A 25,141-nucleotide genomic window follows, 5' to 3' on the forward strand; every position below is an offset into this window, starting at 1 on the left:
CGATGGAGCTTTTGAATACACTTACTGGAGCCTAACCATTCATATATCTGGCACATTGTGAAGTGGTACCCAAAAACTGTACAGGTTGTTAAGCTCTGGCAGAATTAAAAAGGAGCTTAATAACAATGAGTAAAAAGCGCATACAATATTCGAGCGAATTCAAAGCAAAACTAGCGCTGGCAGCGATACGTGGTGATGAAACTGTCCCCCAATTAGCAGCGCGTTATAATGTACATCCCACGCAGATCAATAGCTGGAAACGGCAACTCATTGAGCAAGCTGCCGAGCTGTTTTGTAAAAATAATACTGCCGCCAATAAGGAGCAGCCTACAACAGATGACCTGCACCGGGTTATTGGTCAATTGGCGGTAGAACGCGATTTTTTAGCAAGAAAGCTCAATCATTAAGTCTTGTAGAACGCAAAGAGATGATTGAGCCCCATGGCAAACTTAGTCAAACTCGTCAATGTCAGCTGCTGGATCTGGCGCGCTCAACTTATTATTATCAACCGCAACCAATCAGTAATGCTGATCTGGTTCTGCTGCGCATGATGGATGAACAGTACTTAAAGACGCCACAATATGGCTCACGCAGTTATGCTACCTGGTTTCAGCGCCAGGGAATCATGTTAGGGCGCAAGAAAGCCTCTTCCTTAATGAAGACACTCGGTATTGTCAGCATAGCTCCAAAACCCAGGACCAGCATCTCAAGCAAACAGCATAAGGTCTATCCTTATCTGCTTAGAGAACTTGTCATTAATAAACCCAATCAGGTTTGGGCTGCCGACATAACCTATGTCCCCATGGAGAAAGGCTTTGGCTATCTGGTTGCCATCATCGACTGGCATTCGCGTAAGGTGTTGAGCTGGCGCTTGTCCAATACCTTGGATACTGACTTTTGTACTCAGGCGCTGGAGGCAGCCATCCAGGATTATGGCTGTCCACAGATCATGAATACCGACCAGGGCGTACAGTTTACCAGCGAAGCATTTACCTCCATACTAAAAGATCATCATATTCAGATCAGCATGGATGGCAAGGGGTGCTACTATGACAACATTTTTGTTGAACGACTTTGGCGGACAGTTAAGTATGAGCTTTTATATACCAGAGAATTCAATAATCTGAAGGAGATAAAGCAGAATTTATCCACATGGTTTGAATGGTACAATCAAGAACGATTTCATCAAAGCCTTGACCGTCTTACGCCTGATGAAATCTACTATAGTGATCCAAGAATTGATCGGGTTGCCTGAACCTGTTTAACTATACATATCAGAGCTGAACTTTCTTTCAGGTTGTCCAGTTACAGGGAACCACATCATTGAACTGGATAGCACATACGTATCTCCATAAAAATAAATTTTGCGCTATCTCACCGCTTGGCTTGGCTTGGAGCAAATTAAATTAATTAAGCGCCCCTCTGCAGCCAAATCAGGTAGACCAGGTAGTGTTCCGCTAAAATTTTGTTCTGCCCACGGGCGCGCCATAAAACCATTCTTCTGTATATTCATTTATGGTCACACGTATCATAAATGTACCTCATGCATCATATAATTGCCTAACACCTTTTTCTGGAACGTTCTACTAGTGAAATAGCCAGGGTTAATTATGCTAGCCATATCATTTTAACAATATTCTTATGGCCTATGAGTCAAGTAAAATTCATAACCATACACGCGTCACGTTCCAAATCAATCGTAACTATTACCTACAGGAAAAAAACATGAATCATCTTATCAAGCATACTGGCTGGCTGATCTTAGCCATTCTAGGTGCCTTTTCTTTTGGCGTGATAGCCCTGCAGCAAGGCGAATCTATTAACGCGATCTGGATTGTGATCGCAGCGGTTTGTGTTCACCTGATCGGCTATCGCTATTACAGCCTGTTTATTTCACGGCGCGTATTAGGGCTGGATTCTGAGCGCATCACGCCTGCGCATAGATTTAATGATGGGCTGGATTATGTGCCGACCAATAAATATGTGTTGTTTGGCCATCATTTTGCTGCAATTGCTGGTGCCGGGCCGCTGGTTGGACCGATTCTGGCTGCCCAGATGGGTTATTTACCCGGTTTGCTGTGGTTGTTGATCGGTGTGGTGGTAGCCGGTGCCGTTCAGGATTTCGTGGTGTTATTCATGTCGATGCGGCGCGATGGCCGCTCGCTCGGTGATATGATCAAATCTGAGCTTGGGCCTGTCCCCGGCATGATTGCGTTGGTCGGCACTTTTTTTATCATGCTGATTCTGCTGGCGGTATTGGCGTTGATTGTGGTCAAAGCGCTGGCGGAGTCACCTTGGGGTACCTTTACCGTAGCGGCGACCATTCCGATCGCCTTCTTTATGGGCATTTATGCACGTTATCTTCGCCCGGGACAGGTTGGTGAGGTGTCCTTGCTCGGCTTTATTCTGCTCATGCTTGCGATCGTTGGCGGACAATCGATTCAGGAAAACCCTGAGCTGGCCGCCTGGTTTACCTTTAATGGGGTCCAGCTCACCTTTATGTTGATTGCGTATGGTGCCATCGCTTCGGTATTGCCGGTCTGGCTATTGCTGGCGCCGCGTGATTATCTGTCGACTTTCCTGAAGATCGGCACGATTGTCGGGCTAGCTGTGGGGGTACTGGCTATTTCGCCCGAGCTTAAAATGCCGGCTTTCACCCAGTTTGTCGATGGGACGGGTCCAGTCTGGTCTGGCAGCTTGTTTCCGTTCCTGTTTATCACGATCGCATGCGGGGCGGTCTCCGGTTTCCATTCGCTGATCTCATCGGGTACCACGCCGAAAATGATTAAAAATGAGCAGGACGCGCGTTTCATTGGCTACGGCGCCATGCTGATGGAGTCATTTGTCGCGATTATGGCACTGGTTGCGGCTTCCATTATCGAACCCGGGATCTATTTTGCGATGAATAGTCCGGCTGCGTTAATCGGCACTACCGCCGAGTCTGCTGCGCACACCATTTCACAATGGGGCTTTTATCTTACACCGGAGATGTTGACTCAAACGGCCAAGGATGTGGGAGAACATACCATCATCTCCCGTACCGGCGGCGCTCCTACTCTGGCTGTCGGCATGGCGCAAATTCTGTCCAACTTTATCGGCGGACAGGCGATGATGGCATTCTGGTATCACTTCGCGATTCTGTTTGAAGCCCTCTTCATCCTGACCGCAGTCGATGCAGGCACCCGGGCGGGACGATTCATGCTGCAGGATCTGCTCGGTACCTTTGTCCCTGCGATGAGACGCACTGACTCCATTTCCGCTAATCTCATTGCTACCACGTTATGTGTCAGTGGCTGGGGATATTTTCTCTACCAGGGGGTGATCGATCCCTTAGGCGGCATTAATACCTTGTGGCCGCTGTTCGGCATTACCAATCAGATGCTCGCCTGTATTGCACTCATTTTGTGTACCTGCATCCTGTTCAAAATGCAACGCGACCGGTATGCCTGGATCACCATTGTGCCGACCGTTTGGATTGCCTGCACCACCTTAACAGCTGCCTGGCATAAGATATTTGATGACAATCCCCGTATTGGTTTTCTCGCCCATGCGACCTCATATGAGGAAGCGCTCAGTGCAGGAAATCTGCTTGCGCCCGCGAAATCGGCTTCTCAGATGCAGCAGGTGATTTTCAATGATTATCTGGATGCCGGGCTTGCGGCGATGTTCATGTGCATATTGCTCAGCATGCTGTTTTTTGGCTTGAGAGCGGTGTTGCTGGCACGCAGAGCCGCGCGCGTCGAACTCTCTCCTGTCAATCCTTATTAATGGTTACAACTTACTCAATAGAGGTGTTTCATCATGTTACATAAAGTTATCCGCGCAGCGAGTTATTTAGGACAAAGCCTGCGCTTAATGATCGGTGTGCCTGAATACGACGTATATGTTGCGCATATGAGAGAAGCGCATCCTGATAAGGCCATCATGTCTTATGAAGCATTCTTCCGTGAGCGACAGGAAGCACGTTACGGTGGCAAAATCAGCCGCTGTTGTTGACCTTGCGACTAATGAAAACTGGGCGTCTTACCCGACTCAGGCATGAGGTAGGTGAGACGCTTCTTAAACTTATCTGCTTCAAACATTCATAACAGTATTATCGGTCTTCTACCGAAGATGCTTGGGCATACCGTTATTTATGACATTCCAGTTTGTTCAGTACATGATGGGTAATGTTATTGGCAAGCTCCTGTTCATCCAGGAATACCCTCCCGGCATTTTCTTTTTGTAGTCGCTCCGCATCTTCTGCATCATGCGTGCTGATCAGGATCTCAACCTGAGGATTGAGGATATGGGTTGTTTCGACCATTTGTTGTATCCGCAATGCATCCGCAGCGGTGATGATCAATACACTGGCACGTGAAATATGCGCCTGGATCAGGACAGCCGGTTCAACAGCATCACCAGCCACAGCGTGAATGCCTTCCCTCCGTAAGCGTTCGACGATTTCCCGGTTATGATCTGCGACCACAAAATGAATATCTTTTTTGGCCAGCATTTCACTGACACGCTTTCCCACAGCCCCATAACCCACAATCACGACATGATTCGTTACGTAATTGGACTCAACCGCCATCGGCAATTCTGCCAACGGGTCCATTGAGCGCTCCAGCCTGCGGGCAAGACGGGAGCGCGCACGGATCCAGTTCTGGATGGGCTCAGCTGTTTGAAAGACCAGCGGGTTAAGCGTAATTGAAATAAAGGCACCCGCTAATATCAGGCTGTATCCTTCCGGCGGGAGCAGGCCTATCGTCAGACCGAGTGAAGCAAGAATAAATGAAAGCTCTCCGATTTGCGCAAGGCTGACCGATACGGTAAGGGCTGTGTTGAGTGGGTAGTGAAACAGGAGCACCAGTATGAAGGCGACCAGTGATTTTCCCAGCAAAACGATCGCAACTACAATGAGCACGTGTAGCGGCTCTTCGACCAGAATATGCGGATCAAACAACATTCCCACCGAGACGAAAAACAGCACCGAGAAAGCGTCTCTGAGCGGTAAAGATTCCTGCGCTGCTCGATGACTTAAACTCGACTCTCGCATCACCATACCGGAGAAGAACGCACCTAACGCAAAGGACACATCAAACAGGATCGCCGCACCATACGCAATCCCTACTGCCACGGCGATGACGCATAGCGTGAACAGCTCATTCGATTTGGTGCTGGCAACATGCCAGAGCAGCCATGGAAATAGTCTTTTCCCTACGATGAGCATGAACGCGATGAAGATTGACACTTTAGCCAAGGTGAGGATAAGTGTTATAACTAATTTTGTGCCATCGACTGCATTGTTGTCGTTGATTAGCCCGACAGAAAGCGGAGGCAGTAATACGAGAGCCAGCACAACGACTAAATCTTCAACAATGAGCCAGCCGACTGCTATTCTGCCATTAATCGATTTAAGCTGACCATGCTGCTCGAGCGCACGCAGTAGTACCACTGTGCTGGCTACCGAGAGGGCCAACCCAAATACAATACCTCCCCCTATGCTCCAACCCCAACTTATCGCAATGGTAGCGCCCAGCGCGGTTGCCACTGCTATCTGTGCAATTGCGCCTGGTAACGCAATACGTCGAACAGCCAGCAGATCATCTAACGAAAAATGCAAACCCACACCAAACATCAATAGGATGACACCGATTTCTGCCAGTTGATTGGATAATTCGATATCGGCTACAAATCCGGGCGAATGAGGACCGATGATCATGCCCGCCAACAGATAGCCTACTAAAACAGGCAGCTTCAAGCGTTGGGCAATGATTCCCATGATCAGCGCTAGGCCAAGACTGACCGCAATCGTTGTAATTAGAATTGTGCTGTGTGGCATTCGGCAAAAAATTGATGGTTTTATTTATGGTAGCAATCAGAGCCAAATGCTTCAGCTCATTACTAGTAGAATAATGTAACATGCCTGAATAATTCCATTTTTAAATCATAACTGACTTTGTCGGCTAAACTCTGCTTGCTGCCTTGCCGTATGATTGATACTGTCTGCGGCTCGCCTTCGCGTCATTTTTGATTTGGAAATGGAATAACAGGCAATAAGATGCCTTTGGCCAGGGAACGCCATAGGGAGTGAGCATTTAATTTTGATAAATGCTTCAGCTCATCACGCTATTACTGATACCTTGTTTAAGGTGATGCTTGTCTGCTTTAGATAAAAGCTGACACTCTAAAAAATCATTCTGCAATTTGTAGCGATATTTCCAATCATGCTGCACCGGCTCAGCTATAGTTAGCGCGTGACAGGAGAAGGATGGTTTTAATCGTTCGATGCCAGATTTACCAAAATTTGAGTGCAGCCAAAATAATCAACCTGGATGAATATAATTAATATAAGTTGCTATCATCATGACAACGAAAAGCACCAGTGACAGCGCAATACGGATTGTTAATGATTTGACCATACGTGTGCCCTGCCCATTATCTTTCAGCATGTAATAAAGTGCGGATCCAAGGCTGTAAAGTATTATCAGCAATAGTAAAATAGCAAAGATCTTCAATTTTTATTCCTATAATGGTTGGAATTTAATTAAGTGACTATCAAGCTTAAGCACTTGATGACTTTAAGTATTTCATGTTGTTTTGTTGGCGATTCGGCTTATATATTGTAACTGATTACCATGACATATGATTGATCCAGTAATTTTTGGATAGTTTCCCGATATTTTGCTAATAACTTCAACTTTTTTTTCAGAATAATATGTTGAGCAAGCACAACATAGTAGAGCTTCCGCCTGCTATTCTTATGATGGGACCGACAGCTAGCGGAAAATCGAATGTGGCAATGGAAATTGCCCAATATTTTCCGGTCGAAATCATCAGCGTGGATTCAGCTCAGGTTTATCGGAAAATGAATATCGGCAGCGCCAAGCCTGATCAATATGATTTGGCCGCAGTCCCCCATCATCTGATTGATTTAATTAATCCAGACGAGCATTATTCTGCCGCACAATTTTGCAAAGATGCGCTCACAAAAATGGATGAAATCACGGCAAGAGGGAAAATTCCATTATTAGTGGGTGGCACCATGCTTTATTTCAAAGCCTTAAAAGAAGGCCTCTCTACACTTCCCTCCGCAAATGAAAGTATTCGCAAGGAAATTGAAATAACTGCTGCTAAGAAAGGCTGGCCAGAAATGCATCATAGATTAAAGCAGTTTGATCCAATCTCGGCAGAACGCATTAAACCTCATGATAGCCAACGCATTCAACGTGCACTGGAAGTATATTATCTCACAGACAGACCCATGTCAGATATACTATCACAACAGCAAAGCACCCCGCTTCCCTATCACTTGATCAGCATGGCGCTTCTGCCAGCCGATCGAAAAATTCTGCATGAGCGCATTCTTATCCGTTTCGAAAAAATGATCGCAATGGGCTTGATTGATGAGGTTCGCACGATCCGTGATCAATTTTGTGTCAATGCAGAAACGCCCTCCATGCGTTGTGTCGGCTATCGGCAGGTATATATGTATCTGGACAATCTCATTAGTCGCACTACAATGATGGATATGGGAATTGCAGCTACACGACAATTAGCCAAACGTCAATTGACCTGGTTACGGGCAATGACAGGATTACAGGAATTTGACTGTCTTGCTGAAAATTTACCCCGGCAAGTGATCGCGTACTTGCAAACCAGAGATCTAGCAATTAATTGACGCGCAAGATGCTCTTTCCCCTTACTAACTAAATTTAGGCTAACTTTAACTTTGAGGAGACAATATGGAAATACGCCATAAGTTATGGATGCTAATTGCAATACTTGTTAGCATGGTCACGCTATCAGGTTGTGGTAACTCAGAAAGAGTGCATGAATCCTGGGTAGTGCCCCCTGAAGGACAGCAATACGATGATAATGCTATTCTTAACAATATTAAAGCAAGTCTATCCGATCATGCCGATATAAAAAATCTGCCTCTCAATATTGATGTCAAAAACGGCGAAGTCTCTTTAAATGGTCTGGTTGATAATCAGGCCCAAGCTGATAAGGTCGTTATGCAAACATGGTTAGTGGAAGGAGTTAAAAAGGTGAATAACCAATTGCGCACGAAGGACAGTCCATCAACGGCAAACCAATAAACTGCCCAATAAACGCTAGCTATTCTAGCTATATGAGAGATAACAAAAATGATATTGGTTACCCCGGGAAGGTCCGGGGTTTATTTCATACAGCATAGATTACGCTGGTTGTTAAATTCCGCGTAACAATTCGTTAATGCCTGTTTTGGAGCGGGTTTTAGCATCAACCTGTTTTACAATCACCGCGCAATAAAGGCTATATTGCTTGTTCTCTGCAGGCAGGCTTCCTGATACGACAACTGAACCCGGCGGTATGCGGCCATAGCTGATCTCCCCCGTTTCACGGTTGTATATCTTGGTACTCTGGCCAATATAAACCCCCATTGAAATGACCGAATTTTCCCCGACGGTCACCCCTTCGACAATTTCAGAGCGTGCACCGATAAAACAATTACCTTCTATGATCGTGGGATTGGCCTGCACCGGTTCCAGTACACCCCCAATTCCCACTCCCCCCGATAAATGCACATTCTTACCAATCTGAGCACAAGAACCCACCGTCGCCCAGGTATCCACCATGGTACCCTCATCCACATAAGCGCCAATATTCACATACGAAGGCATCAGCACCACATTATTGGCGATAAATGAACCTCGACGAACTGCCGCAGGTGGTACTACCCGAAAGCCACCATCACGAAAATCTCTAGAACTATAATCTGCAAATTTCGATGGAATTTTGTCAAAGTAATTGGAGAAACCTCCTTTTATGAAACTGTTATCTTCTATCCGGAAAGATAACAATACTGCTTTTTTGATCCACTGGTGCGTTACCCACTCAGCACCAATTTTTTCAGCCACACGCAACTTACCAGTGTCCAGCAGATTAATGACTTGTGCAATTGACTCTTTCAGGTTGGCTTCGACATTACGTGGGGTAATCTCGGCACGCCGCTCAAAAGCTTCTTCAATTATGGCTTGCAATTGTTCCATGCTATTCCTTAACGTTTAATCAATTCAGATACAACAATCTTTTATTCTTTCCATTGCTTCCATACAATCAGCGAGTGGTGCGACCAAGGCGATGCGTACGAAACTTTCGCCTGGATTCACACCATGAGCCTCACGTGCAAGGTAGCTGCCCGGCAAAACATTGACATTATAATCGCGATATAACTTTTGCGTGAATTCAACATCGCTGATGGGTGTTTTTAGCCATAAATAGAAAGCCGCATCGGGCATAACAACCGGCAGATGTTCTGCCAGGATAGTCATGGCCTGATTGAATTTTTCCCGATACATGCGGCGGTTTTCGATCACATGCTGCTCATCAGCCCATGCCACTTTACTGGCCGCCTGTACCGCTGGATTCATGGCGCTGCCATGATAAGTGCGATATAGCAAAAATTTTTTCAGAATAGCCGCATCGCCTGCCACAAAACCGGAGCGCATTCCAGGCACATTCGAGCGCTTGGATAAACTACTGAACACCACTAATCGGGGAAAGCCATCTCGACCCAACTGACGGGCAGCTTCCAACGCACCTAACGGGGGATCATCCTCATCAAAATAAATCTCCGAATAACATTCATCCGAGGCAATGATGAAGCCATAACGATCCGATAGCGCAAATAACTGTTGCCATTCCTCCATGGTCATGACCCTGCCGGTCGGATTGCTGGGCGAACAGACATAGACAAGCTGCGTACGTGACCAGATATCCGTCGTTAGTTGCGCAAAATCCAAGACAAAATTATTCTTAGCCAACGTATTGAGAAAATAAGGCGTTGCTCCCGCTAATAAGGCCGCTCCCTCGTAAATCTGATAAAAAGGATTGGAACACACTACTACCGGAGGTTGTGCGCTATGGACATCAATCACAGCCTGGGCAAATGAAAACAAAGCTTCACGACTGCCATTGACCGGAATCACTTCAGTATCCGGATCAAGCGCGGTCAATCGATAACGTCGCATCAGCCAGGTAGCAATGCTCGCGCGTAGCCACTTGGCACCCAGGGTCGTGGGATAATGCGCCAATCCGTCCAGATTATGAATGAGCTCCTGGCAAATGAAATCAGGGGTAGGATGTTTAGGCTCACCAATATGCAAATGAATGGGCTTAAGCAATGGATTAGGCGTGATTCCATCCAATAATTTGGAAAGTTTCTGGAAAGGATAAGGCTGCAGATTGTTCAGCGTTGGATTCATTTTGCTCTGTTAATGGTAAAGCTAAAAGTAGTCAGTATAAGCGAGCACAAGTTTCTCTCATACTCCCTACGCTTAAACTCTGGTAAATTTTTAGCAAACTCAGGCTTCTTACAAGCCTTAGTTGTTTGATGAAAATCGTTTATTATAAAAGGCAATCCTAATGTTGACCAAGCAAAAAAATATTGTACCCATCACGGCTTTACTCATTGGTGCGGCTTTCTGGGGCGTAGCGTGGTACCCCTTTCGTTTGCTGGAACTGTCTGGAATCAGGGGAGAAGCTTCTACTACTTTCACTTACTTTATTGCGTTATTAATTGGGCTTGTATTATTTCACAAACAAATTCGAACATTCAATTTCTGGGATAAAGCAGTTTATTTACTCGTCTGGATTGGTGTATGTTCGGGCTTGGCGAATATGGCCTACATTCTGGGAATCATTCATGGTGAGGTCATGCGAGTTTTACTTCTGTTTTATCTGGCGCCACTATGGACAATTTTATTTGCACGGGTTCTACTTAGTGAAAAATTGGGTCTACCTGGGTACTGGGTTGCTCTGCTGTCCTTAACCGGCGCAATGACCATGCTATGGCAACCGGAAAATGATTTTCCTTTTCCCACATCATTTGGTGACTGGATGGGATTGTCAGGTGGCATTATGTTTGCCCTGGCCAACGTACTGGTTCGTAAAAATCAAGCGCACAATATTCAATTAAAATCAATGGCGATTTGGCTGGGTGTCACGTTAATTGGATTTTTTGCATCCTGGAAAATGGAATCTCTCCCGTTCATCTCTGACATCTCTACAGATATCTGGTTACTTTTGCTGGCGCTCGGGTTAACGATCTTCTTGCTGAGTATAATATTGCAATATGGTTTAACCCATATTCCAGCAAATCAGGCTATTGTCATTATGTTATTCGAGCTGATTGTTGCTGCCATCGCATCATATTTTCTTGCAAATGAGACTATGACGCCTAAAGAGTGGATAGGTGGTTTAATGATTATCTCGGCAACTCTTTTTTCCGCACATATTAGTTATGAAGACCCTATATCTCAGTAGTCATGCTATCAGCCAGCATGCTGGTACACAGGAAAGCGCCCGCCAGCCTTCAAAGTACACAAACCCAGGATTAGGTTGCGAATCAAGAAAAATAAGCAGAAAAGAATTGGGGAAGAAAAAGGGTGCAATTATGGTTGCTTGCAAAACAAGCGCATACAATCAGCAAGAAATCGGAGAGTTTTATTAATTGCATCCAACGGTGATTGGGGCTATAGCCTAACCAGTTAAGAGTGATTCAAAAAGAATTCTCATCTAAACCAAGCATGACGCGAAGGCATGCTGTAGAGAGTATCAATAATACGGCAAGAAGAGCCGGCAAAGTCATGTTTGATTAGCTGGCAGGGTGCAATAAGTGTAACGCATTGCACCAGATGGTAAGGTAGCACATACGGCGCAATGCCCGATGGTTATTGTGCCTTACGCGGGTTACAGTCTATTACAGCAGAGTGATAACAATAAGAAGCGCAATATTTAAAATAATAGCTACTTATTTTGATTTTTCATCATGAAAATAGTAGATAACAACCATTTACAGCCATCCAGCTTTCTTGAACCGAATATAAAGGACGACACAGGCCGAGCAGATAGTTAGCAGCGCGACGAGATAGCCATATTCCCATTCCAATTCGGGCATGTGCTCGAAATTCATTCCCCAAATTCCGGCTAAGGCTGTAGCCGCGGCAAAAATTCCACCCCATGCCGCCAGCCGCTTGCTCACATCATTGTATTCAATAGCCACGATAGAAAGATTGACCTGGATAGCCGTGCTGATGGTATCTCGAATAGTGTCGATCGAAGCATCAATCCGAAGCAAGTGATCATAGACATCCCGGAAGTAATCCCGGCTATTGTGGCACACTGCCGGGCCACGGCTGCCAGACAACTTGCCAGCCACCTCCATGAGCGGAGCTACAGCGTGTTTCAGTACCATGACCTTGCGCTTGAGTCCATAGAGACGCTCAATATTCGCACGAGCAGCTCCTTTGGAAAAAATCCGCCCTTCGATTTCTTCCAGCTCTGATTCAAGATGGTCGATTATGGGGAAATAGCGATCCACCACTGCATCCATCAGGGCATACAGCACAAAGGCAGGCCCTTGCTTTAGCAGATGGGGTTCTTGTTCACAGCGTTTACGTACACCCAGAAAATGGCGCTGACTTCGATTCCTGACCGAAAGAACATAGTTATGTCCAACAAAGATGTGCATTTCCCCAAGGCAGCTTTCCCCGTTATCAAGCTCAAGCAGATGCATTACCACGAAAAGGGATTCGCCATATTCTTCCAGCTTGGGGCGCTGATGACCGTGACGCGCATCTTCTACCGCAAGTTCATGGAGATTGAATTCTTCCTTCATCCTGCTCAGTTCTTCAGGCGTTGCATCCTGCAGCGCAACCCAGACAAAACATTCCGGCCTTTTCAGGTAGTCACTGATTTCCTCTACATCGAGATCAGCCACCCGCTTACCGTTTTCATAAGCTACACAATTAATGAGCACAATTGAATCCTTAACATTCAGTCAGTTTTGATTTAGAAATGGGTACTTATTTGATCTAGCAAATGAATGATATCGCCGGTAAAAACTTCTCTTGGCCACTTCGACCACTATCAGATAGGTTATCACCATCACTGCCAGAATAAAATAGAACCGGGCAGGCGGGGGAACAAAGCCAAAGTATGTCCCCACAGGAGTAAATGGAATGGTCACAGCTAACACCACAACCGTAAGGGAAGTCGCAACCAGGATGGGGTGGGCACGGCTTTTGAGCGGATTGCCACGCGTGCGAATAATGAAAATTACCAGCACTTGAGTACAGAGGGATTCGATAAACCAGCCAGTTTGAAATAATGCTTCATCTGCCTCGAGTAATGTGAGCATGATATAAAAGGTCAGGAAATCAAACACTGAGCTGATAGGCCCGATCACCAGCATGTAATTTCGTATAAAGTTTATATCCAGCTCCCTCGGTTTTTGGAGTTCTTCAGCATCTACTTTATCCAGGGGAATCGGCACTTCAGACAAATCATACAAAATATTGTTGAGCAATATTTGAGTCGGAAGCATCGGTAGGAAAGGCAGGAATAGGGCTGCACCGGCCATGCTAAACATGTTACCGAAGTTGGAGCTGGTGCCCATCATGATGTACTTCATTATATTGCCAAAGGTACGTCGGCCTTCCAATACGCCAGCATGGATGACATTCAGGTCATGATTCAGCAGAATCATATCGGCTGCTTCCTTGGCGACATCGACCGCCGAATCAACCGATAGGCCTACGTCCGCTGAGTGAAGTGGTGGCGCATCATTAATGCCGTCTCCCAGATAACCTACTACATGACCACGGGCTTTAAGCGCCAGGATCACCCGCTCTTTTTGAGAGGGATTAACCCGACAAAACAAGTTGGTACTTTCTACTTTAACACGTAAAACTGAATCATCCATTTGTGCAATCTCCCTACCCGTCAATATTCCTGTGATTGGAATGTTTAACTGAGTACAGATATGCTGTGTCACAAGCTCACTATCACCCGTAACTATCTTCACCGTGACCTCACTTTTCTGCAGAGCAGATAGAGCGACACTCGCGCTTGCTTTAGGGGGATCAAGAAAGCAAGCAAAACCTGCAAATACAAGCCCCGTTTCATCGCTGAGCACAGCATGGGGATGATTCAACGGAACTTCGCGCCAGGCAATACCTAATACACGAAAACCCTCTTTCTCAAAAGAAGCAAGCTTTCCGTGTATCTGTTCGCGTGATGGCTGATCTAGGGGTGTCTGGGTTTTATTACCCTGTGTTTCATAACAAGTACAAAGACCCATGATTTCTTCAGGCGCACCTTTGACTACCAGCAACCGGCTTTCACCGTTGTCCACCAGGACTGAAACACGCCGTCTTTCAAAATCGAATGGGATTTCATCGATTTTCTTCCAGACGTCCACATCAATATTCTTGTGGTCAAGAATCGCCTCATCAAGCGGACTTTTTAAGCCTGTTTCAAAGAAACTATTGAGATAGGCGAGTTCCAGTACCCGTTCACTGCTATTACCTTGTGGGTCGACATGCTGCTGGAGTACGATTCTTGCTTCAGTCAGCGTGCCCGTCTTATCCGTACAAAGGGTATCCATTGATCCCAGATTCTGAATGGAAGCAAGCCGCTTGACGATGACTTGCTTCCTGGCCATGGAAACTGCCCCTCGTGCCAAAGTTACCGACACGACCATGGGCAAAAGTTCCGGGGTCAGCCCCACAGCAAGCGCCACTGCAAATAGAAAGGATTCCAGCAGTGGCTTATGCATGAGCGCATTCACCAGCAAGACAAATAGAACCAGCAAAATAGTCAGACGCAGAATAAGTAGGCCAAACCGGTGTGCACTAATCTCGAAAGAGGTGGCTGGCAGGTGGCGAGTAATACTATGAGCGATGGCCCCGATCTCGGTACTGGCGCCTGTTTTGACCGCCAGTATTTTGGCACTGCCACTGACTACAAACGTGCCCATAAACACAGCGTGAGTGGCACTTTGTAGATCAGTGCTATCGGACGCAAGCGGACCGGGTCTTTTTTCTATTGGATAGGATTCACCTGTCAGTAATGCTTGCTTGACGAAAAAATCGTTCGCCTCCAACACAAAACCATCCGCTGGAACGATATCTCCCGCTGAAAGCAAAACAATGTCGCCAGGAACAACGTTAACCAGTGGCACTTCCAATGTCTTGTTGTCACGCATAACTATGGCACGCACCGATATGGAACGGCGCAAGCTTTCTGCTGCTTTGCCAGCTCGATGCTCCTGAACGAAATCAAGGGTTACGCTTGATATCACCATCACCATGATAATGACAAAGTCGGTCATTTCCCCGGTAAATGCTGAGATTGCACTGGCGACAAGAAGGAGAATGACCAGTGGATTTTTAAAACGGGAAAGAAACTGTATGAATAAGGGCAGCTCATGGTGATCGCGGAAGACATTAGGACCATATTTGCTCAGTCGGGAGAGAGCCTCAGCATCAGATAATCCGTTAGAATCAGCGTTCAATTCTCTCTGACATTCTGAAAGAGGCTTGAGCCACCAGGCTTGATTGTCGGAAGCTGCTGCCATCATATCACCTCATTGTTAACTGGTAACTTAGGTAATATTCATAGTACTCCATTTACTGTATGTCATTCCATTTCCAATTCATATGACGTGGAGGTAAACCGCAGACAGTACAAAAATGTGGCAAGGTGAAGCCGACAAAGCCAGTTTTGATTTAGAATAGGAGATATGCAAGGAAACGTTTTTTGCCAGCAATAAAATACTTTGACGGAACAGAAATTTTTAGCGAGACTCTTTACTCAAGGATATGACCACAAAATAGCTCAATGAAAAATATTCTTCTTCCTATACTCTGCACCTTGTTCTTCACAGCCTGTATCACTAAAGAGAAATTTGTAGATACATTTGATCGCGGAAAAGACTGGGCGGAGCTGCAAACTCAATTACCCCCCTATCCCCAAGCTGACAATCTACTGGAATTCAACGTGGGTCCTACCAGTACTCATCGTTACTTCGTAGATGCCTCCTCTATCAAGGTTGAAAATGATGGGGTCATTCGATACAGCCTGGTCGTTAAATCAGCCCAAGGCGCAGAAAATGCTTCTTTTGAAGGAATACGCTGTGAGACAAGAGAAAAGAAGCGCTATGCTCTGGGCCGCAATGACAGAACCTGGGTGCAACCGCGTGTCTCTGAATGGGAATTACTCGAAAATGTATCGCAAGATTATGCTCAACGTGAACTTGCTAAATATTACTTCTGTCCACGCGGCCTGATTGTTGGATCGTCAGAGGAAGCTATTCGAGCGCTAAAAGCAGGCGCGCACCCAAATGCGCTTCGATAAAAGCCAGCATAGAATTTACTGACTTTTTTCCCTTTGCTTTTCCATCACTTTGTGAAGAGTTGCCATCATTTCCATGGGTAATGGAAAGACGATCGTGGAACTCTTCTCACCAGCAATTTCGGTAAGTGTTTGCAGATAACGCAGCAGTAGTGCCTCAGGTTGTTGCGCAAGGACCTGTGCAGCTTCCAATAGACGTTGTGATGCTTGTAATTCACCTTCAGCATGGATAATTTTTGCGCGCCGCTCACGTTCTGCTTCTGCTTGCCTGGCAATTGCCCGAATCATGCTTTCATCGAGATCAACGTGCTTTAATTCAACATTGGCTACCTTAATGCCCCAGGCCACGGTTTGTTCATCCAGAATTTTCTGGATATCATTGTTGAGTTTTTCTCGACTTGCCAGCATCTCATCCAATTCATGCTGACCCAGTACAGAACGCAAAGTAGTCTGGGCTAACTGACTGGTGGCAGCATTGTAATCCTCCACCTGAATGATTGTTCGTTGTGGATCAACCACTCGAAAATATAACACTGCGTTCACTTTTACCGAGACATTGTCGCGCGAGATAACGTCCTGGGTAGGCACATCCATGACAACGGTACGTAAATCCACGCGCACCATCGTCTGAATGACCGGAATAACAATGATCAGGCCTGGTCCTTTAACCCTCCAGAATCGCCCCAATAGAAACACGACACCTCGTTCATATTCACGCAGCACCTTGAAAACACTAGCAAGAAAGAAAACGACAAATGCCAGGATCAATATACCTGTTGATGCCACCATATCTATATCCATGCTAATCCTCCCTTGATTTATGCTGATGATAAGGTTCCACTTCCAGCGTCAAACCTTCCATTGCAATCACATTGACTTTCTGTCCATGACGTAATGGCATACTGGTCTTTGCTCGCCACAATTCCCCATGCACCCTGATCCACCCTTCATGCTCGAAATCATCGACCACTTCCCCGATATCCCCTATCAGCTCTTCCCTGCCACTCACGACAGGGCGCTTTCTGGCTTTTATCGCCATGCCTACCACCAAAAGAAAAAATCCTGCTGTCATTAAAGCCACCGTAGCAATCAGCGCAAGGGAAATACCATAACCAGGTATATCCGTCTCTAGCAGCATGATAGAGCCCATGATAAAAGCAATCATACCGCCAATTCCAAGCGCGCCGAAACTGGGTACCAGCATTTCCGTCAGCATAAACACGATCCCAAGAAGAATGAGCGCGAGCCCGGCATAATTGATCGGCAATACCTGAAATGCAAACAAGGCGAGTAATAAACAAACTGCACCCACCACGCCGGATATAATGGTACCCGGATGGGCAAACTCTAATATTAATCCATAAAGACCAATCAGCAGCAAAATATAAGCAATATTGGGATCGGTGATGATGGCCAGCAAGCGTGTGCGCCAATCCTGTTCAAGATGCTGGAGATGGATTCCTTGAGTTGATAACGTGATTTCTTGCCCTTGTATGGTGAGGGTATGTCCATCCATCTTACTCAGTAAATCAGGAATATCCACCGCGATCAAATCAATGACCCCTTCGGCCAGTGCTTCATTAGCGGTTAAGCTGGCAGCCTCACGTACCGCTTTTTCTGCCCATTCAGCATTCCGTCCGCGCATCTGAGCAAGTCCACGAATATAGGCCACGGCATCATTCATGATTTTTTTCGTCATGGCATCTTCTGCACCGGCCTGTTCATGCTGATTATTTTCCGGTTTTTTATCAGATCGGTCAGGATCGCTGGGAAAGCCCCCTATTTTCACAGGTGTGGCCGCTCCCAGGGTAGTAGCAGGGGCCATAGCGGCGATATGGCTTGCATAAAGAATATAGGTACCTGCACTGGCTGCACGCGCCCCACTTGGAGCTACATAACTGACAACAGGAACTGGAGAGGCAATGATTTCCTGGATGATCTCGCGCATGGAGGTATCGAGACCACCAGGCGTATTGAGTCGGATGATGACAAGGTGGGCATTCTGTGCTGCCGCCTTAGCAAGGCTGCGTTTGATATAGTCATGACCGGCTGGACCGATGGCACCCTCCATGTCCAACCATAAGGCTGTGTTAACAGCATGTGCTGGTAGCGGACACAACCCGAACGAGAAAAGCAGCAGGATAATACTGAGTTTGATTTTCAACCGGAAAAAGACCTGCTCAACTTTTCTCTCAGCGCACATGGGATGATTACCCACTTGACCAGAGGTTACGAAGAGACTCTCGATTGAGAGCCAGCCATTGCAATGCTATGATCGCGCTGGCTGCAATAATTTTTCCTGAAGCTAATAAGGCTAGGGCTTCATCTACCGTCATTACATGAACTTTGATATCTTCCCCCTCTTCCATTTTGCCATAAATCCCACCGATATGCGTTGAGTCGACCTTACCACAAAATAAGGCAATACGCTCAGTTGTTCCGCCCGGACTGACCAGATAATCATACAGTGGAATAAGTTCACAGACATCGCAAGCAGCTTCTTCTACTGCTTCCCTTATCACCACTTCTTCTGCAGGCTCATTCGCTTCGATAATGCCGGCTACAATTTCCATCAACCATGGTCCACTGGAGATTGACATGGCACCCACGCGGAATTGTTCAATCAACACAACTTGATCCCTTGCTGGGTCATAGGGAAGAACCGCGGCAGCATGGCCGCGCTCCAACAATTCACGCGTAATAGGTTCACTCCAGCCACCACTGAACAGACGATGGCGCAAGGTATATCGCTCCATACGGAAGAAACCTTGAAAGCACAGCTCTTTTCGTATTATTTCCACTCCCGCTTCTGTCATTTACCTTCTTCTTCGATAGAATTATTGGATTTAGAGGCGCCTTGAATTAAATCTTTATTCACAGCAGAACTAAATTATTTCGATGAATGAGCTCAGATTCATCCACATAACCAAGAATAGACTGAATTTCATGGCTCGGTCGTCGCATAATTTTTTGCGTTTCCCTGGCGCTGTAATTGATGAGGCCACGCGCAATCTCATTGCCTTCCTGATCCAGACAAGCCACCGCTTCTCCACGCTCGAAATCGCCTCTGACCTCTACCACACCGATCGGTAACAAGCTTTTTCCTTCCGTGGCAAGTGCTTTCATGGCGCCTGAATCAATGGTGATAGTGCCTCGAATCTGTAAGTGGTCAGCCAACCATTGCTTACGCGCGATGAGTACCGGCAGGGTAGCTAACAAAAGCGTACCAATTGCCTCACCTTGCGCCAGACGAACCAGTACGTTCGTCTCTCTCCCCGAAGCGATCAGGGTATGCGCACCGCTTCTCGCTGCACGCTTGGCTGCAAGCACTTTGCTTTGCATGCCACCCCGTCCAATTTCGCTGCCGGCTCCTCCCGCCATAGCGACTATGTCAGAATCCCCCGCATTTGCTTTCTGGATTAGTTTGGCATCGCTATTTTTACGCGGATCACTGGTAAATAAGCCGGGTTGATCCGTCAATATAACAAGCGCATCGGCTTCAGTAAGATTAGTTACCAGGGCAGCCAGAGTATCGTTGTCACCAAAACGTATCTCATCAATTGCAACCGTATCATTTTCATTGATGATGGGTATGATATTGAGTTTCAATAAAGTAGTCAGTGTCGAGCGGGCATTCAGGTAGCGTCTGCGGTTGGATAAATCATCATGTGTAAGCAATACCTGAGCTGTAAGCAATTGATAACGATCAAAACAAGCTGCATACGCTTGTGCCAGCCCCATCTGCCCAATCGCTGCGGCAGCTTGCAATTCATATAAGGCGGTGGGTCGTTTTTTCCAGCCCAACCGTTGCATGCCTTCCGCTATGGCGCCTGAAGAAACCAATATGATTTCTTTCCCCATCTCTTTGAGGTAAGAAATCTGAGCAGCCCAGCAGGCCAGCGCATCATGATCAAGCCCCTGACCCTGATTGGTGACCAGACTGCTCCCAACCTTGATAACGATGCGACGAGCTTGTTTCAATATTGATTGGCTCATTCTTCAACAGTCACCGCTAATTCTTGTTCCAGATAATCCATAATGGCATAGACCAAGGCACTACAACCTTCTCCTGTTAATGCTGAAATCCCAAACCACTTATCTTTCCACCCATAATCATGGATAAATTTATGACACAACGCATCACGCTCCGGATCAGGCAACATATCAATTTTATTAAGTACTAACCAACGCGGTTTCTGATAAAGTGTTTCATTATATTTTTTGAGCTCTTTGACCAGCGCTTCAGCTTCATGAACCGGGTTGATCTGCTCATCGAAAGGAGCAATGTCAATAACATGGAGTAACAAACGCGTTCTTGCCAAGTGTTTCAGAAAACGATGACCCAGACCCACCCCTTCTGCAGCGCCTTCTACCAAGCCAGGAATATCAGCCATAACAAAACTTCGGTCCTGATCTACCCGGACCACTCCTAGATTGGGATGGAGCGTAGTAAAGGGATAATCCGCTACTTTAGGACGCGCTGCTGATACCGCCCGAATCAGGGTGGATTTTCCTGCATTCGGCATGCCGAGCAGGCCAACATCTGCCAACACCTTGAGTTCTAACTTTAGCTCAAAATCCTCTCCAGGCTCACCATAGGTAAATTGCCGTGGGGCACGATTGGTACTGGACTTGAAATGAATATTGCCTAACCCCCCTGCTCCACCTTTGGCCAACAGCACTTTCTGGTCATGATGCTGCAAATCGGCCATGATTTCGCCAGTCACCATATTCGTAATCACCGTTCCTACCGGCATACGTAAAATAATATCGTCTGCACTTTTCCCATAACAGTCTGATCCACGCCCATTTTCGCCTTTTTTAGCACGAAATAGCGGGGTGAAGCGATATTCAACCAGAGTATTAATGTTATGATCGGCAATCGCATAAATACTGCCGCCACGACCGCCATCACCTCCATCTGGCCCACCCCTGGGAATGAATTTTTCGCGACGAAAACTGGCTACACCGTTGCCCCCATCCCCTGCAAATACTTGAATCTTTGCTTCATCAATAAATTTCATAAACTTGTCTCAACCTGAAATCAGTCCAAAGCACAAAATAAGCAAGCGTTATATTCAGAAAGTGGCATCCAAAATAAAAAAAAGCCCCATTATATTGAATGGGGCTTTTGAGAATTTGACGAGTTTAAACAGGTATAATCGATACTGTTTTACGATTAAAGGCACTTTTTATACCAAATATAACCTTTCCCTCAACTTTTGCATATAAGGTATGATCCTTACCCATGCCAACATTTTCTCCAGGATGAAACTGAGTGCCACGTTGACGAACAATAATGTTTCCAGCCTTAATGAGCTCTCCTCCAAAACGTTTTATCCCTAATCGTTTGGAGTGTGAATCGCGCCCATTGCGTGAACTACCACCCGCTTTTTTATGTGCCATTTAATTCCTCACTTCTTTATTTACGCTGAAATATCCGTTATCTGGATTTCGGTATAATTTTGTCGATGTCCTTGATGTCTCTGATAGTGTTTGCGGCGACGCATCTTGAAGATACGTACTTTATCATGCCGCCCGTGCCCTACCACAGTAGCGCTGACCTTTGCACTATCTAGAAATGGTTTACCTATGGATGTATTCTCACCTTCAGAAACCATCAAAACCTGGTCAATGACGAGATCACTGCCGGCTTCCGCTACAATCTGTTCTATTTTTAGTTTATTACCGACTTCAACACGATATTGTTTTCCGCCAGTTTTTATTACAGCATACATATCCTATTCATCCTCTTTCATATATTCTAAAATTATACAATTGTCCGAACATCTTGTGTGACAAATATTTAATATCTAATTATATCAATCCAGCTTGACACTTAAGCTGTGACATTTCTACTATAGTTATTTCTTCAAGGGGTTGTTGTGCCAATCGAACGTATTAGGAGCTTTATTGCTCAGGACATGAGCGCTGTTGATGCTGTGATACGACAAAAGCTTCATTCTCAGGTCGCACTTATTCATCAAATAGGTGAATACATCATTCATAATGGAGGCAAACGACTGCGCCCGGCACTGGTAATTTTATCTGCCGGTGTATTTAATTATTCCGGGCAGCATCATCACAGTCTCGCTGCCGTCGTTGAATTCATTCATACCGCTACACTATTACATGATGATGTCGTAGACGAATCACAGTTACGGCGTAATAAAGCAACTGCCAATGCTTTATTTGGTAATGCATCCAGTGTATTAGTGGGAGATTTTCTTTATTCGCGCTCCTTCCAAATGATGGTGGAGGTCGATAATATGCGTATTATGAAAGTTCTCTCTGATGCCACGAATATCATAGCCGAAGGTGAGGTATTACAATTACTAAATTGTAGAGATCCTGATGTAGAAGAAGAAAATTATCTACGTGTTATTCGCTTTAAGACCGCCAAACTTTTTGAGGCCGCTGCACGTATTGGGGCCATTCTTGGCAACGCCACTCAATTTGAAGAAGAAGCTTTAGCAATCTATGGAATGCACCTAGGCACGGCATTCCAATTGATCGATGATCTGCTGGATTATTCAGGCGATTACCAGGATACGGGCAAAAATCTTGGGGATGATCTTGCTGAGGGCAAACCCACCTTACCTTTAATTTATGCCATGCGCACAGGTTCAGACAAGCAGGCAAGTGTCATACGTGAAGCCATCAAATCAGGTGGAGCAAGCGGATTCCAAACGGTTCTAGAAATTATTCAGCAAACAGGCGCCCTTGACTATGCACAACAACGCGCGCAAAAGGAAGCTGAAATAGCGGCAGAAGCTATCGCGAAATTGTCTGATTCTAGCTATAAGGAATGTTTGTTACAATTAGCTCATTTCGCTGTAACAAGAAATCATTAATGCTATATCAATTCGCTCCCTTTATTGCCATCACAATCAGTTGGAATAAAACTCAGCGTACGGCTGCACGTATGAATACAAATTTATAAGATGTTCACGGGGTGTAGCTCAGCCTGGTAGAGTACTGCGTTCGGGACGCAGGCGTCGGAGGTTCAAATCCTCTCACCCCGACCAATCTTTATATACACAAGCGCTGGCAAAAGATTTGCATCCTCTTTCTACCAAGTAAAAAAGTTGATCTGCGTCCATTTTATTACCACTGCTTGTGTTTCTTATCGATAAAGACAGGAAAATAAATTAAACTTGCAGGTTGGGCAAGTCATACATTTTCATGTCGGCAAGTGACAAATAATCATTATTTCCCTGTTTTCTTTTATTCGCCTATTTTTATTTAATTTTTTTTCAAAATTCCATCTCGAAATACATTAACTAAATAGCCTTTTTTTATTTGCGAAAAAGCATCAACTTTGGAGTCATCATGCAACATCTAGAAGAAGTCAAAAATATCTTGGCTAATGTCCTCAATTTAGGCGAGCGTAAACACTCACTTAGAGAAGATACTATTTTACTTGGAAATCTCCCTGAGCTGGATTCAATGGCAGTCGTCAATGTCATCACAGCACTGGAAGAATATTATGATATTTCAATAGATGATGATGAAATAAGCGCTAATACCTTTGAAACACTTGGCAGCCTGACCCGCTTTGTTGAGCAGAAATTATCATATTGAAATCGCTAGAAAATCCTCCCTTTGCTTTTTATCTGCAAACCGAGCAGGAAAAGCGTGCTTATCTTCATTATTAATCCGCTCTATCATTTAACTATTGTGGTTAAGTAGCCAAGATAATTGATCAATTTTTGTAATGAAATAGATGTCTGCTCCTCTAATGGTGAGTAGACCGAGGGAATCTCGCTTCACTTTCTCAAGACTCCGATAAACCCTTTCTATGTGCCGGGTTCAAACTTATGGCGCCGTTGCTCGCGTCAACCTGAGCAATTTTCCATTCTCCTCATCAGTTAACAGATAAATCGCACCATCCGGCCCTGCTGCAACATCGCGAATCCGTGCGCTATCTTTCAATAATTTTTCATCACCCAGAACATTCTTCCCATTGACTATCAACCGGGCCAGATGCTTGCCGGCCAATGCCCCAACAAATAAATTACCCTTCCATTCCGGGAACATATTGCCTTGATAAAACATCATGCCAGAAGGAGCGATAGAAGGTGTCCAGTAATAAATCGGCTCTTCAAATCCTCGCTCGGCATGCTCCTTTTTGATGGGTACCATCCAGTAGTGAATGCCATAACTGGCTAGTGGCCAGCCATAATTCTTGCCGGGTTTGGGAATATTGATTTCATCTCCTCCACGGGGACCATGTTCATGAATCCATAATTCTCCGGTACCAGGATGAATGGCAGCTCCTTGAATATGCCGATGACCGTAGGACCAGATTTCAGGTTTGGCCCGGGGGTCCCTGACAAAGGGATTGTCAGAGGGCACAGAGCCATCACTACGTATTCTGACCAGTTTACCGAGATGATTATCGAGTTGCTGAGCTTGGTCCATATATTTGAAACGTTCACCAAGCGTCACAAAAAGATTGCCATCCGGCGCAAATACCAGCCGAGACCCAAAATGCTTATTACCGTCTGTTTTGGGCTGTTGACGGAAGATCACTTGTAGATTTTCCAGTGCCATATCGACCAGTTTTGCTCTGGCAACAACAGTGCCGGCCTTATCGGCTTGTGATTCCGCATAGGAAAAATAAATGAGATGGTTTTTGGAAAAATCGGGATCCAGCGCCAAACCCAGCAACCCGCCTTGATCCTCAGCAAACACGGCGGGCACACCCTTGATAGGCGCGGATAATTTGCCATCGGTCGATACGATACGAAGCTGTCCTATACGCTCAGTTAACAGTATTTGCCCATCAGGCAGAAATACCATACTCCAGGGATGATTTAATCCATTAACCAAGACATGCACATCGAATTTCACCTGGGAAGATTGAGCATATGCCGTGGAAAAGAAATAGGGACTGCTTGAAGCAAATAAAGCGAACAGCTTGATTATCAGCATAATACGAGTCATTTTCATTCCTTCCTTATTGATGGTAAGA

25 protein-coding genes and 1 tRNA gene are annotated in these 25,141 nt (G+C 45.7%); 12 read left to right on the plus strand and 14 right to left on the minus strand.

All coding sequences use genetic code 11. From position 1 onward, the window contains the following. Nucleotides 1-125: 125 nt before the first annotated feature. From AAW31_RS23375 to AAW31_RS02830, 4 genes are all read left to right on the plus strand, one after another. Nucleotides 126-407: an IS3 family transposase gene (locus tag AAW31_RS23375; protein ID WP_036503716.1), complete on the plus strand. Its 282-nt coding sequence runs from the start codon at nucleotides 126-128 to the stop codon at nucleotides 405-407. A gap of 20 nt (nucleotides 408-427) precedes the next feature. Beyond that, on the plus strand, nucleotides 428-1,255 hold the full coding sequence (locus AAW31_RS02820; protein WP_046848692.1) for an IS3 family transposase: 828 nt from the start codon (nucleotides 428-430) through the stop codon (nucleotides 1,253-1,255). A gap of 470 nt (nucleotides 1,256-1,725) precedes the next feature. After that, the gene (locus tag AAW31_RS02825; protein WP_046849068.1) at nucleotides 1,726-3,768 is read left to right on the plus strand and encodes a carbon starvation CstA family protein; all 2,043 of its coding nucleotides are present in this window, start codon (nucleotides 1,726-1,728) and stop codon (nucleotides 3,766-3,768) included. A 33-nt stretch (nucleotides 3,769-3,801) separates the two neighbouring features. Further along, a complete protein-coding gene (locus AAW31_RS02830; protein WP_046849069.1) occupies nucleotides 3,802-3,996 on the plus strand; it encodes a YbdD/YjiX family protein in 195 nt (64 codons plus the stop codon). Nucleotides 3,997-4,129: 133 nt separating this feature from the next. Here the strand turns inward: AAW31_RS02830 and ybaL are convergent, their stop codons facing one another. Together ybaL and AAW31_RS02840 are read right to left on the minus strand one after the other, a co-directional pair. Then, nucleotides 4,130-5,824: a YbaL family putative K(+) efflux transporter gene (gene ybaL / locus AAW31_RS02835; RefSeq protein WP_046849070.1), complete on the minus strand. Its 1,695-nt coding sequence runs from the start codon at nucleotides 5,822-5,824 to the stop codon at nucleotides 4,130-4,132. A gap of 484 nt (nucleotides 5,825-6,308) precedes the next feature. Beyond that, nucleotides 6,309-6,500 (minus strand): twin transmembrane helix small protein, encoded by a 192-nt coding sequence (locus AAW31_RS02840; RefSeq protein ID WP_046849071.1) that lies wholly within the window; start codon nucleotides 6,498-6,500, stop codon nucleotides 6,309-6,311. Nucleotides 6,501-6,700: 200 nt separating this feature from the next. Here AAW31_RS02840 and miaA point away from each other — a divergent pair, with 200 nt between their 5' ends. Both miaA and AAW31_RS02850 read left to right on the plus strand, forming a co-directional pair. Continuing rightward, on the plus strand, nucleotides 6,701-7,663 hold the full coding sequence (gene miaA / locus AAW31_RS02845; RefSeq protein WP_046849072.1) for a tRNA (adenosine(37)-N6)-dimethylallyltransferase MiaA: 963 nt from the start codon (nucleotides 6,701-6,703) through the stop codon (nucleotides 7,661-7,663). Between the two features lie 64 nt (nucleotides 7,664-7,727). Then, nucleotides 7,728-8,084, plus strand: coding sequence for a BON domain-containing protein (locus AAW31_RS02850; RefSeq protein ID WP_046849073.1), 357 nt, complete (start codon nucleotides 7,728-7,730; stop codon nucleotides 8,082-8,084). A gap of 111 nt (nucleotides 8,085-8,195) precedes the next feature. On the opposite strand, the gene dapD is transcribed toward AAW31_RS02850, so the two are convergent. Then, on the minus strand, nucleotides 8,196-9,017 hold the full coding sequence (dapD, locus tag AAW31_RS02855; RefSeq protein ID WP_046849074.1) for a 2,3,4,5-tetrahydropyridine-2,6-dicarboxylate N-succinyltransferase: 822 nt from the start codon (nucleotides 9,015-9,017) through the stop codon (nucleotides 8,196-8,198). A 24-nt stretch (nucleotides 9,018-9,041) separates the two neighbouring features. Continuing rightward, entirely contained in the window at nucleotides 9,042-10,232 is a 1,191-nt protein-coding gene (gene dapC / locus AAW31_RS02860) for a succinyldiaminopimelate transaminase (RefSeq protein ID WP_046849075.1), read from the minus strand. Nucleotides 10,233-10,392: 160 nt separating this feature from the next. On the opposite strand from dapC, the gene AAW31_RS02865 reads away from it, so the two are divergent. After that, nucleotides 10,393-11,292: a DMT family transporter gene (locus AAW31_RS02865; RefSeq protein WP_046849076.1), complete on the plus strand. Its 900-nt coding sequence runs from the start codon at nucleotides 10,393-10,395 to the stop codon at nucleotides 11,290-11,292. Beyond that, the gene (locus AAW31_RS21110; protein ID WP_158441359.1) at nucleotides 11,270-11,479 is read left to right on the plus strand and encodes a hypothetical protein; all 210 of its coding nucleotides are present in this window, start codon (nucleotides 11,270-11,272) and stop codon (nucleotides 11,477-11,479) included. Before AAW31_RS02865 ends, AAW31_RS21110 begins: the two co-directional genes overlap by 23 nt. A 342-nt stretch (nucleotides 11,480-11,821) precedes the next feature. Here AAW31_RS21110 and corA read toward each other — a convergent pair whose 3' ends face one another. Both corA and mgtA read right to left on the minus strand, forming a co-directional pair. Then, complete coding sequence (corA, locus tag AAW31_RS02870) at nucleotides 11,822-12,787, minus strand: magnesium/cobalt transporter CorA (RefSeq protein ID WP_046849077.1); 966 nt, start codon at nucleotides 12,785-12,787, stop codon at nucleotides 11,822-11,824. Nucleotides 12,788-12,808: 21 nt separating this feature from the next. After that, entirely contained in the window at nucleotides 12,809-15,388 is a 2,580-nt protein-coding gene (gene mgtA / locus AAW31_RS02875) for a magnesium-translocating P-type ATPase (protein WP_082110532.1), read from the minus strand. A gap of 263 nt (nucleotides 15,389-15,651) precedes the next feature. On the opposite strand from mgtA, the gene AAW31_RS02880 reads away from it, so the two are divergent. Next, nucleotides 15,652-16,167: a CNP1-like family protein gene (locus AAW31_RS02880; RefSeq protein ID WP_046849078.1), complete on the plus strand. Its 516-nt coding sequence runs from the start codon at nucleotides 15,652-15,654 to the stop codon at nucleotides 16,165-16,167. Between the two features lie 15 nt (nucleotides 16,168-16,182). On the opposite strand, the gene AAW31_RS02885 is transcribed toward AAW31_RS02880, so the two are convergent. The 7 genes from AAW31_RS02885 to rplU all read right to left on the minus strand — a co-directional run bounded on the left by AAW31_RS02885 (nucleotide 16,183) and on the right by rplU (nucleotide 21,902). Further along, a complete protein-coding gene (locus AAW31_RS02885) occupies nucleotides 16,183-16,965 on the minus strand; it encodes a slipin family protein (protein ID WP_046849079.1) in 783 nt (260 codons plus the stop codon). Nucleotide 16,966: 1 nt separating this feature from the next. Further along, the gene (locus AAW31_RS02890) at nucleotides 16,967-18,367 is read right to left on the minus strand and encodes an NfeD family protein (RefSeq protein WP_052752042.1); all 1,401 of its coding nucleotides are present in this window, start codon (nucleotides 18,365-18,367) and stop codon (nucleotides 16,967-16,969) included. 7 nt (nucleotides 18,368-18,374) lie between these two features. After that, on the minus strand, nucleotides 18,375-18,980 hold the full coding sequence (locus tag AAW31_RS02895) for an NUDIX domain-containing protein (RefSeq protein ID WP_046849080.1): 606 nt from the start codon (nucleotides 18,978-18,980) through the stop codon (nucleotides 18,375-18,377). A 58-nt stretch (nucleotides 18,981-19,038) separates the two neighbouring features. Further along, a complete protein-coding gene (gene proB / locus AAW31_RS02900) occupies nucleotides 19,039-20,160 on the minus strand; it encodes a glutamate 5-kinase (protein ID WP_046849081.1) in 1,122 nt (373 codons plus the stop codon). Beyond that, entirely contained in the window at nucleotides 20,157-21,188 is a 1,032-nt protein-coding gene (gene cgtA / locus AAW31_RS02905) for an Obg family GTPase CgtA (RefSeq protein ID WP_046849082.1), read from the minus strand. The genes proB and cgtA overlap by 4 nt, the downstream gene beginning before the upstream one ends. Before the next feature lie 124 nt (nucleotides 21,189-21,312). Continuing rightward, on the minus strand, nucleotides 21,313-21,570 hold the full coding sequence (gene rpmA, locus AAW31_RS02910) for a 50S ribosomal protein L27 (protein WP_046849083.1): 258 nt from the start codon (nucleotides 21,568-21,570) through the stop codon (nucleotides 21,313-21,315). Nucleotides 21,571-21,590: 20 nt separating this feature from the next. Then, nucleotides 21,591-21,902 (minus strand): 50S ribosomal protein L21, encoded by a 312-nt coding sequence (gene rplU, locus AAW31_RS02915; protein WP_046849084.1) that lies wholly within the window; start codon nucleotides 21,900-21,902, stop codon nucleotides 21,591-21,593. A 147-nt stretch (nucleotides 21,903-22,049) separates the two neighbouring features. Between rplU and ispB the strand changes: the two genes are divergently transcribed. The 3 genes from ispB to AAW31_RS02930 all read left to right on the plus strand — a co-directional run bounded on the left by ispB (nucleotide 22,050) and on the right by AAW31_RS02930 (nucleotide 23,748). After that, complete coding sequence (gene ispB / locus AAW31_RS02920) at nucleotides 22,050-23,018, plus strand: octaprenyl diphosphate synthase (protein WP_046849085.1); 969 nt, start codon at nucleotides 22,050-22,052, stop codon at nucleotides 23,016-23,018. 97 nt (nucleotides 23,019-23,115) lie between these two features. After that, nucleotides 23,116-23,192: transfer RNA gene (locus AAW31_RS02925), tRNA-Pro, on the plus strand. A gap of 304 nt (nucleotides 23,193-23,496) precedes the next feature. Continuing rightward, entirely contained in the window at nucleotides 23,497-23,748 is a 252-nt protein-coding gene (locus AAW31_RS02930; protein WP_046849086.1) for an acyl carrier protein, read from the plus strand. Nucleotides 23,749-23,982: 234 nt separating this feature from the next. Here the strand turns inward: AAW31_RS02930 and AAW31_RS02935 are convergent, their stop codons facing one another. Further along, a complete protein-coding gene (locus AAW31_RS02935; protein WP_200899694.1) occupies nucleotides 23,983-25,113 on the minus strand; it encodes a PQQ-dependent sugar dehydrogenase in 1,131 nt (376 codons plus the stop codon). Nucleotides 25,114-25,141: the final 28 nt, after the last annotated feature.

This window comes from Nitrosomonas communis, from assembly GCF_001007935.1.
In the GTDB taxonomy this organism is placed as follows: Bacteria; Pseudomonadota; Gammaproteobacteria; order Burkholderiales; family Nitrosomonadaceae; genus Nitrosomonas; species Nitrosomonas communis.

Excerpts from the sequence above, each read along its gene's own strand:
- rpmA (WP_046849083.1), bottom strand. The coding sequence starts at position 21,570 with ATGGCACATAAAAAAGCGGGTGGTAGTTCACGCAATGGGCGCGATTCA.
- AAW31_RS23375 (WP_036503716.1), top strand. The coding sequence starts at position 126 with ATGAGTAAAAAGCGCATACAATATTCGAGCGAATTCAAAGCAAAACTA.
- AAW31_RS02830 (WP_046849069.1), top strand. The coding sequence starts at position 3,802 with ATGTTACATAAAGTTATCCGCGCAGCGAGTTATTTAGGACAAAGCCTG.
- AAW31_RS02885 (WP_046849079.1), bottom strand. The coding sequence starts at position 16,965 with ATGGATATAGATATGGTGGCATCAACAGGTATATTGATCCTGGCATTT.
- AAW31_RS02895 (WP_046849080.1), bottom strand. The coding sequence starts at position 18,980 with ATGACAGAAGCGGGAGTGGAAATAATACGAAAAGAGCTGTGCTTTCAA.
- miaA (WP_046849072.1), top strand. The coding sequence starts at position 6,701 with ATGTTGAGCAAGCACAACATAGTAGAGCTTCCGCCTGCTATTCTTATG.
- AAW31_RS02825 (WP_046849068.1), top strand. The coding sequence starts at position 1,726 with ATGAATCATCTTATCAAGCATACTGGCTGGCTGATCTTAGCCATTCTA.
- mgtA (WP_082110532.1), bottom strand. The coding sequence starts at position 15,388 with ATGGCAGCAGCTTCCGACAATCAAGCCTGGTGGCTCAAGCCTCTTTCA.
- AAW31_RS02935 (WP_200899694.1), bottom strand. The coding sequence starts at position 25,113 with ATGACTCGTATTATGCTGATAATCAAGCTGTTCGCTTTATTTGCTTCA.
- AAW31_RS02880 (WP_046849078.1), top strand. The coding sequence starts at position 15,652 with ATGAAAAATATTCTTCTTCCTATACTCTGCACCTTGTTCTTCACAGCC.
- AAW31_RS02850 (WP_046849073.1), top strand. The coding sequence starts at position 7,728 with ATGGAAATACGCCATAAGTTATGGATGCTAATTGCAATACTTGTTAGC.
- AAW31_RS02865 (WP_046849076.1), top strand. The coding sequence starts at position 10,393 with ATGTTGACCAAGCAAAAAAATATTGTACCCATCACGGCTTTACTCATT.
- cgtA (WP_046849082.1), bottom strand. The coding sequence starts at position 21,188 with ATGAAATTTATTGATGAAGCAAAGATTCAAGTATTTGCAGGGGATGGG.
- ybaL (WP_046849070.1), bottom strand. The coding sequence starts at position 5,824 with ATGCCACACAGCACAATTCTAATTACAACGATTGCGGTCAGTCTTGGC.
- rplU (WP_046849084.1), bottom strand. The coding sequence starts at position 21,902 with ATGTATGCTGTAATAAAAACTGGCGGAAAACAATATCGTGTTGAAGTC.
- AAW31_RS02890 (WP_052752042.1), bottom strand. The coding sequence starts at position 18,367 with ATGTGCGCTGAGAGAAAAGTTGAGCAGGTCTTTTTCCGGTTGAAAATC.
- AAW31_RS02930 (WP_046849086.1), top strand. The coding sequence starts at position 23,497 with ATGCAACATCTAGAAGAAGTCAAAAATATCTTGGCTAATGTCCTCAAT.
- AAW31_RS02820 (WP_046848692.1), top strand. The coding sequence starts at position 428 with ATGATTGAGCCCCATGGCAAACTTAGTCAAACTCGTCAATGTCAGCTG.
- dapD (WP_046849074.1), bottom strand. The coding sequence starts at position 9,017 with ATGGAACAATTGCAAGCCATAATTGAAGAAGCTTTTGAGCGGCGTGCC.
- proB (WP_046849081.1), bottom strand. The coding sequence starts at position 20,160 with ATGAGCCAATCAATATTGAAACAAGCTCGTCGCATCGTTATCAAGGTT.
- AAW31_RS21110 (WP_158441359.1), top strand. The coding sequence starts at position 11,270 with ATGAAGACCCTATATCTCAGTAGTCATGCTATCAGCCAGCATGCTGGT.
- dapC (WP_046849075.1), bottom strand. The coding sequence starts at position 10,232 with ATGAATCCAACGCTGAACAATCTGCAGCCTTATCCTTTCCAGAAACTT.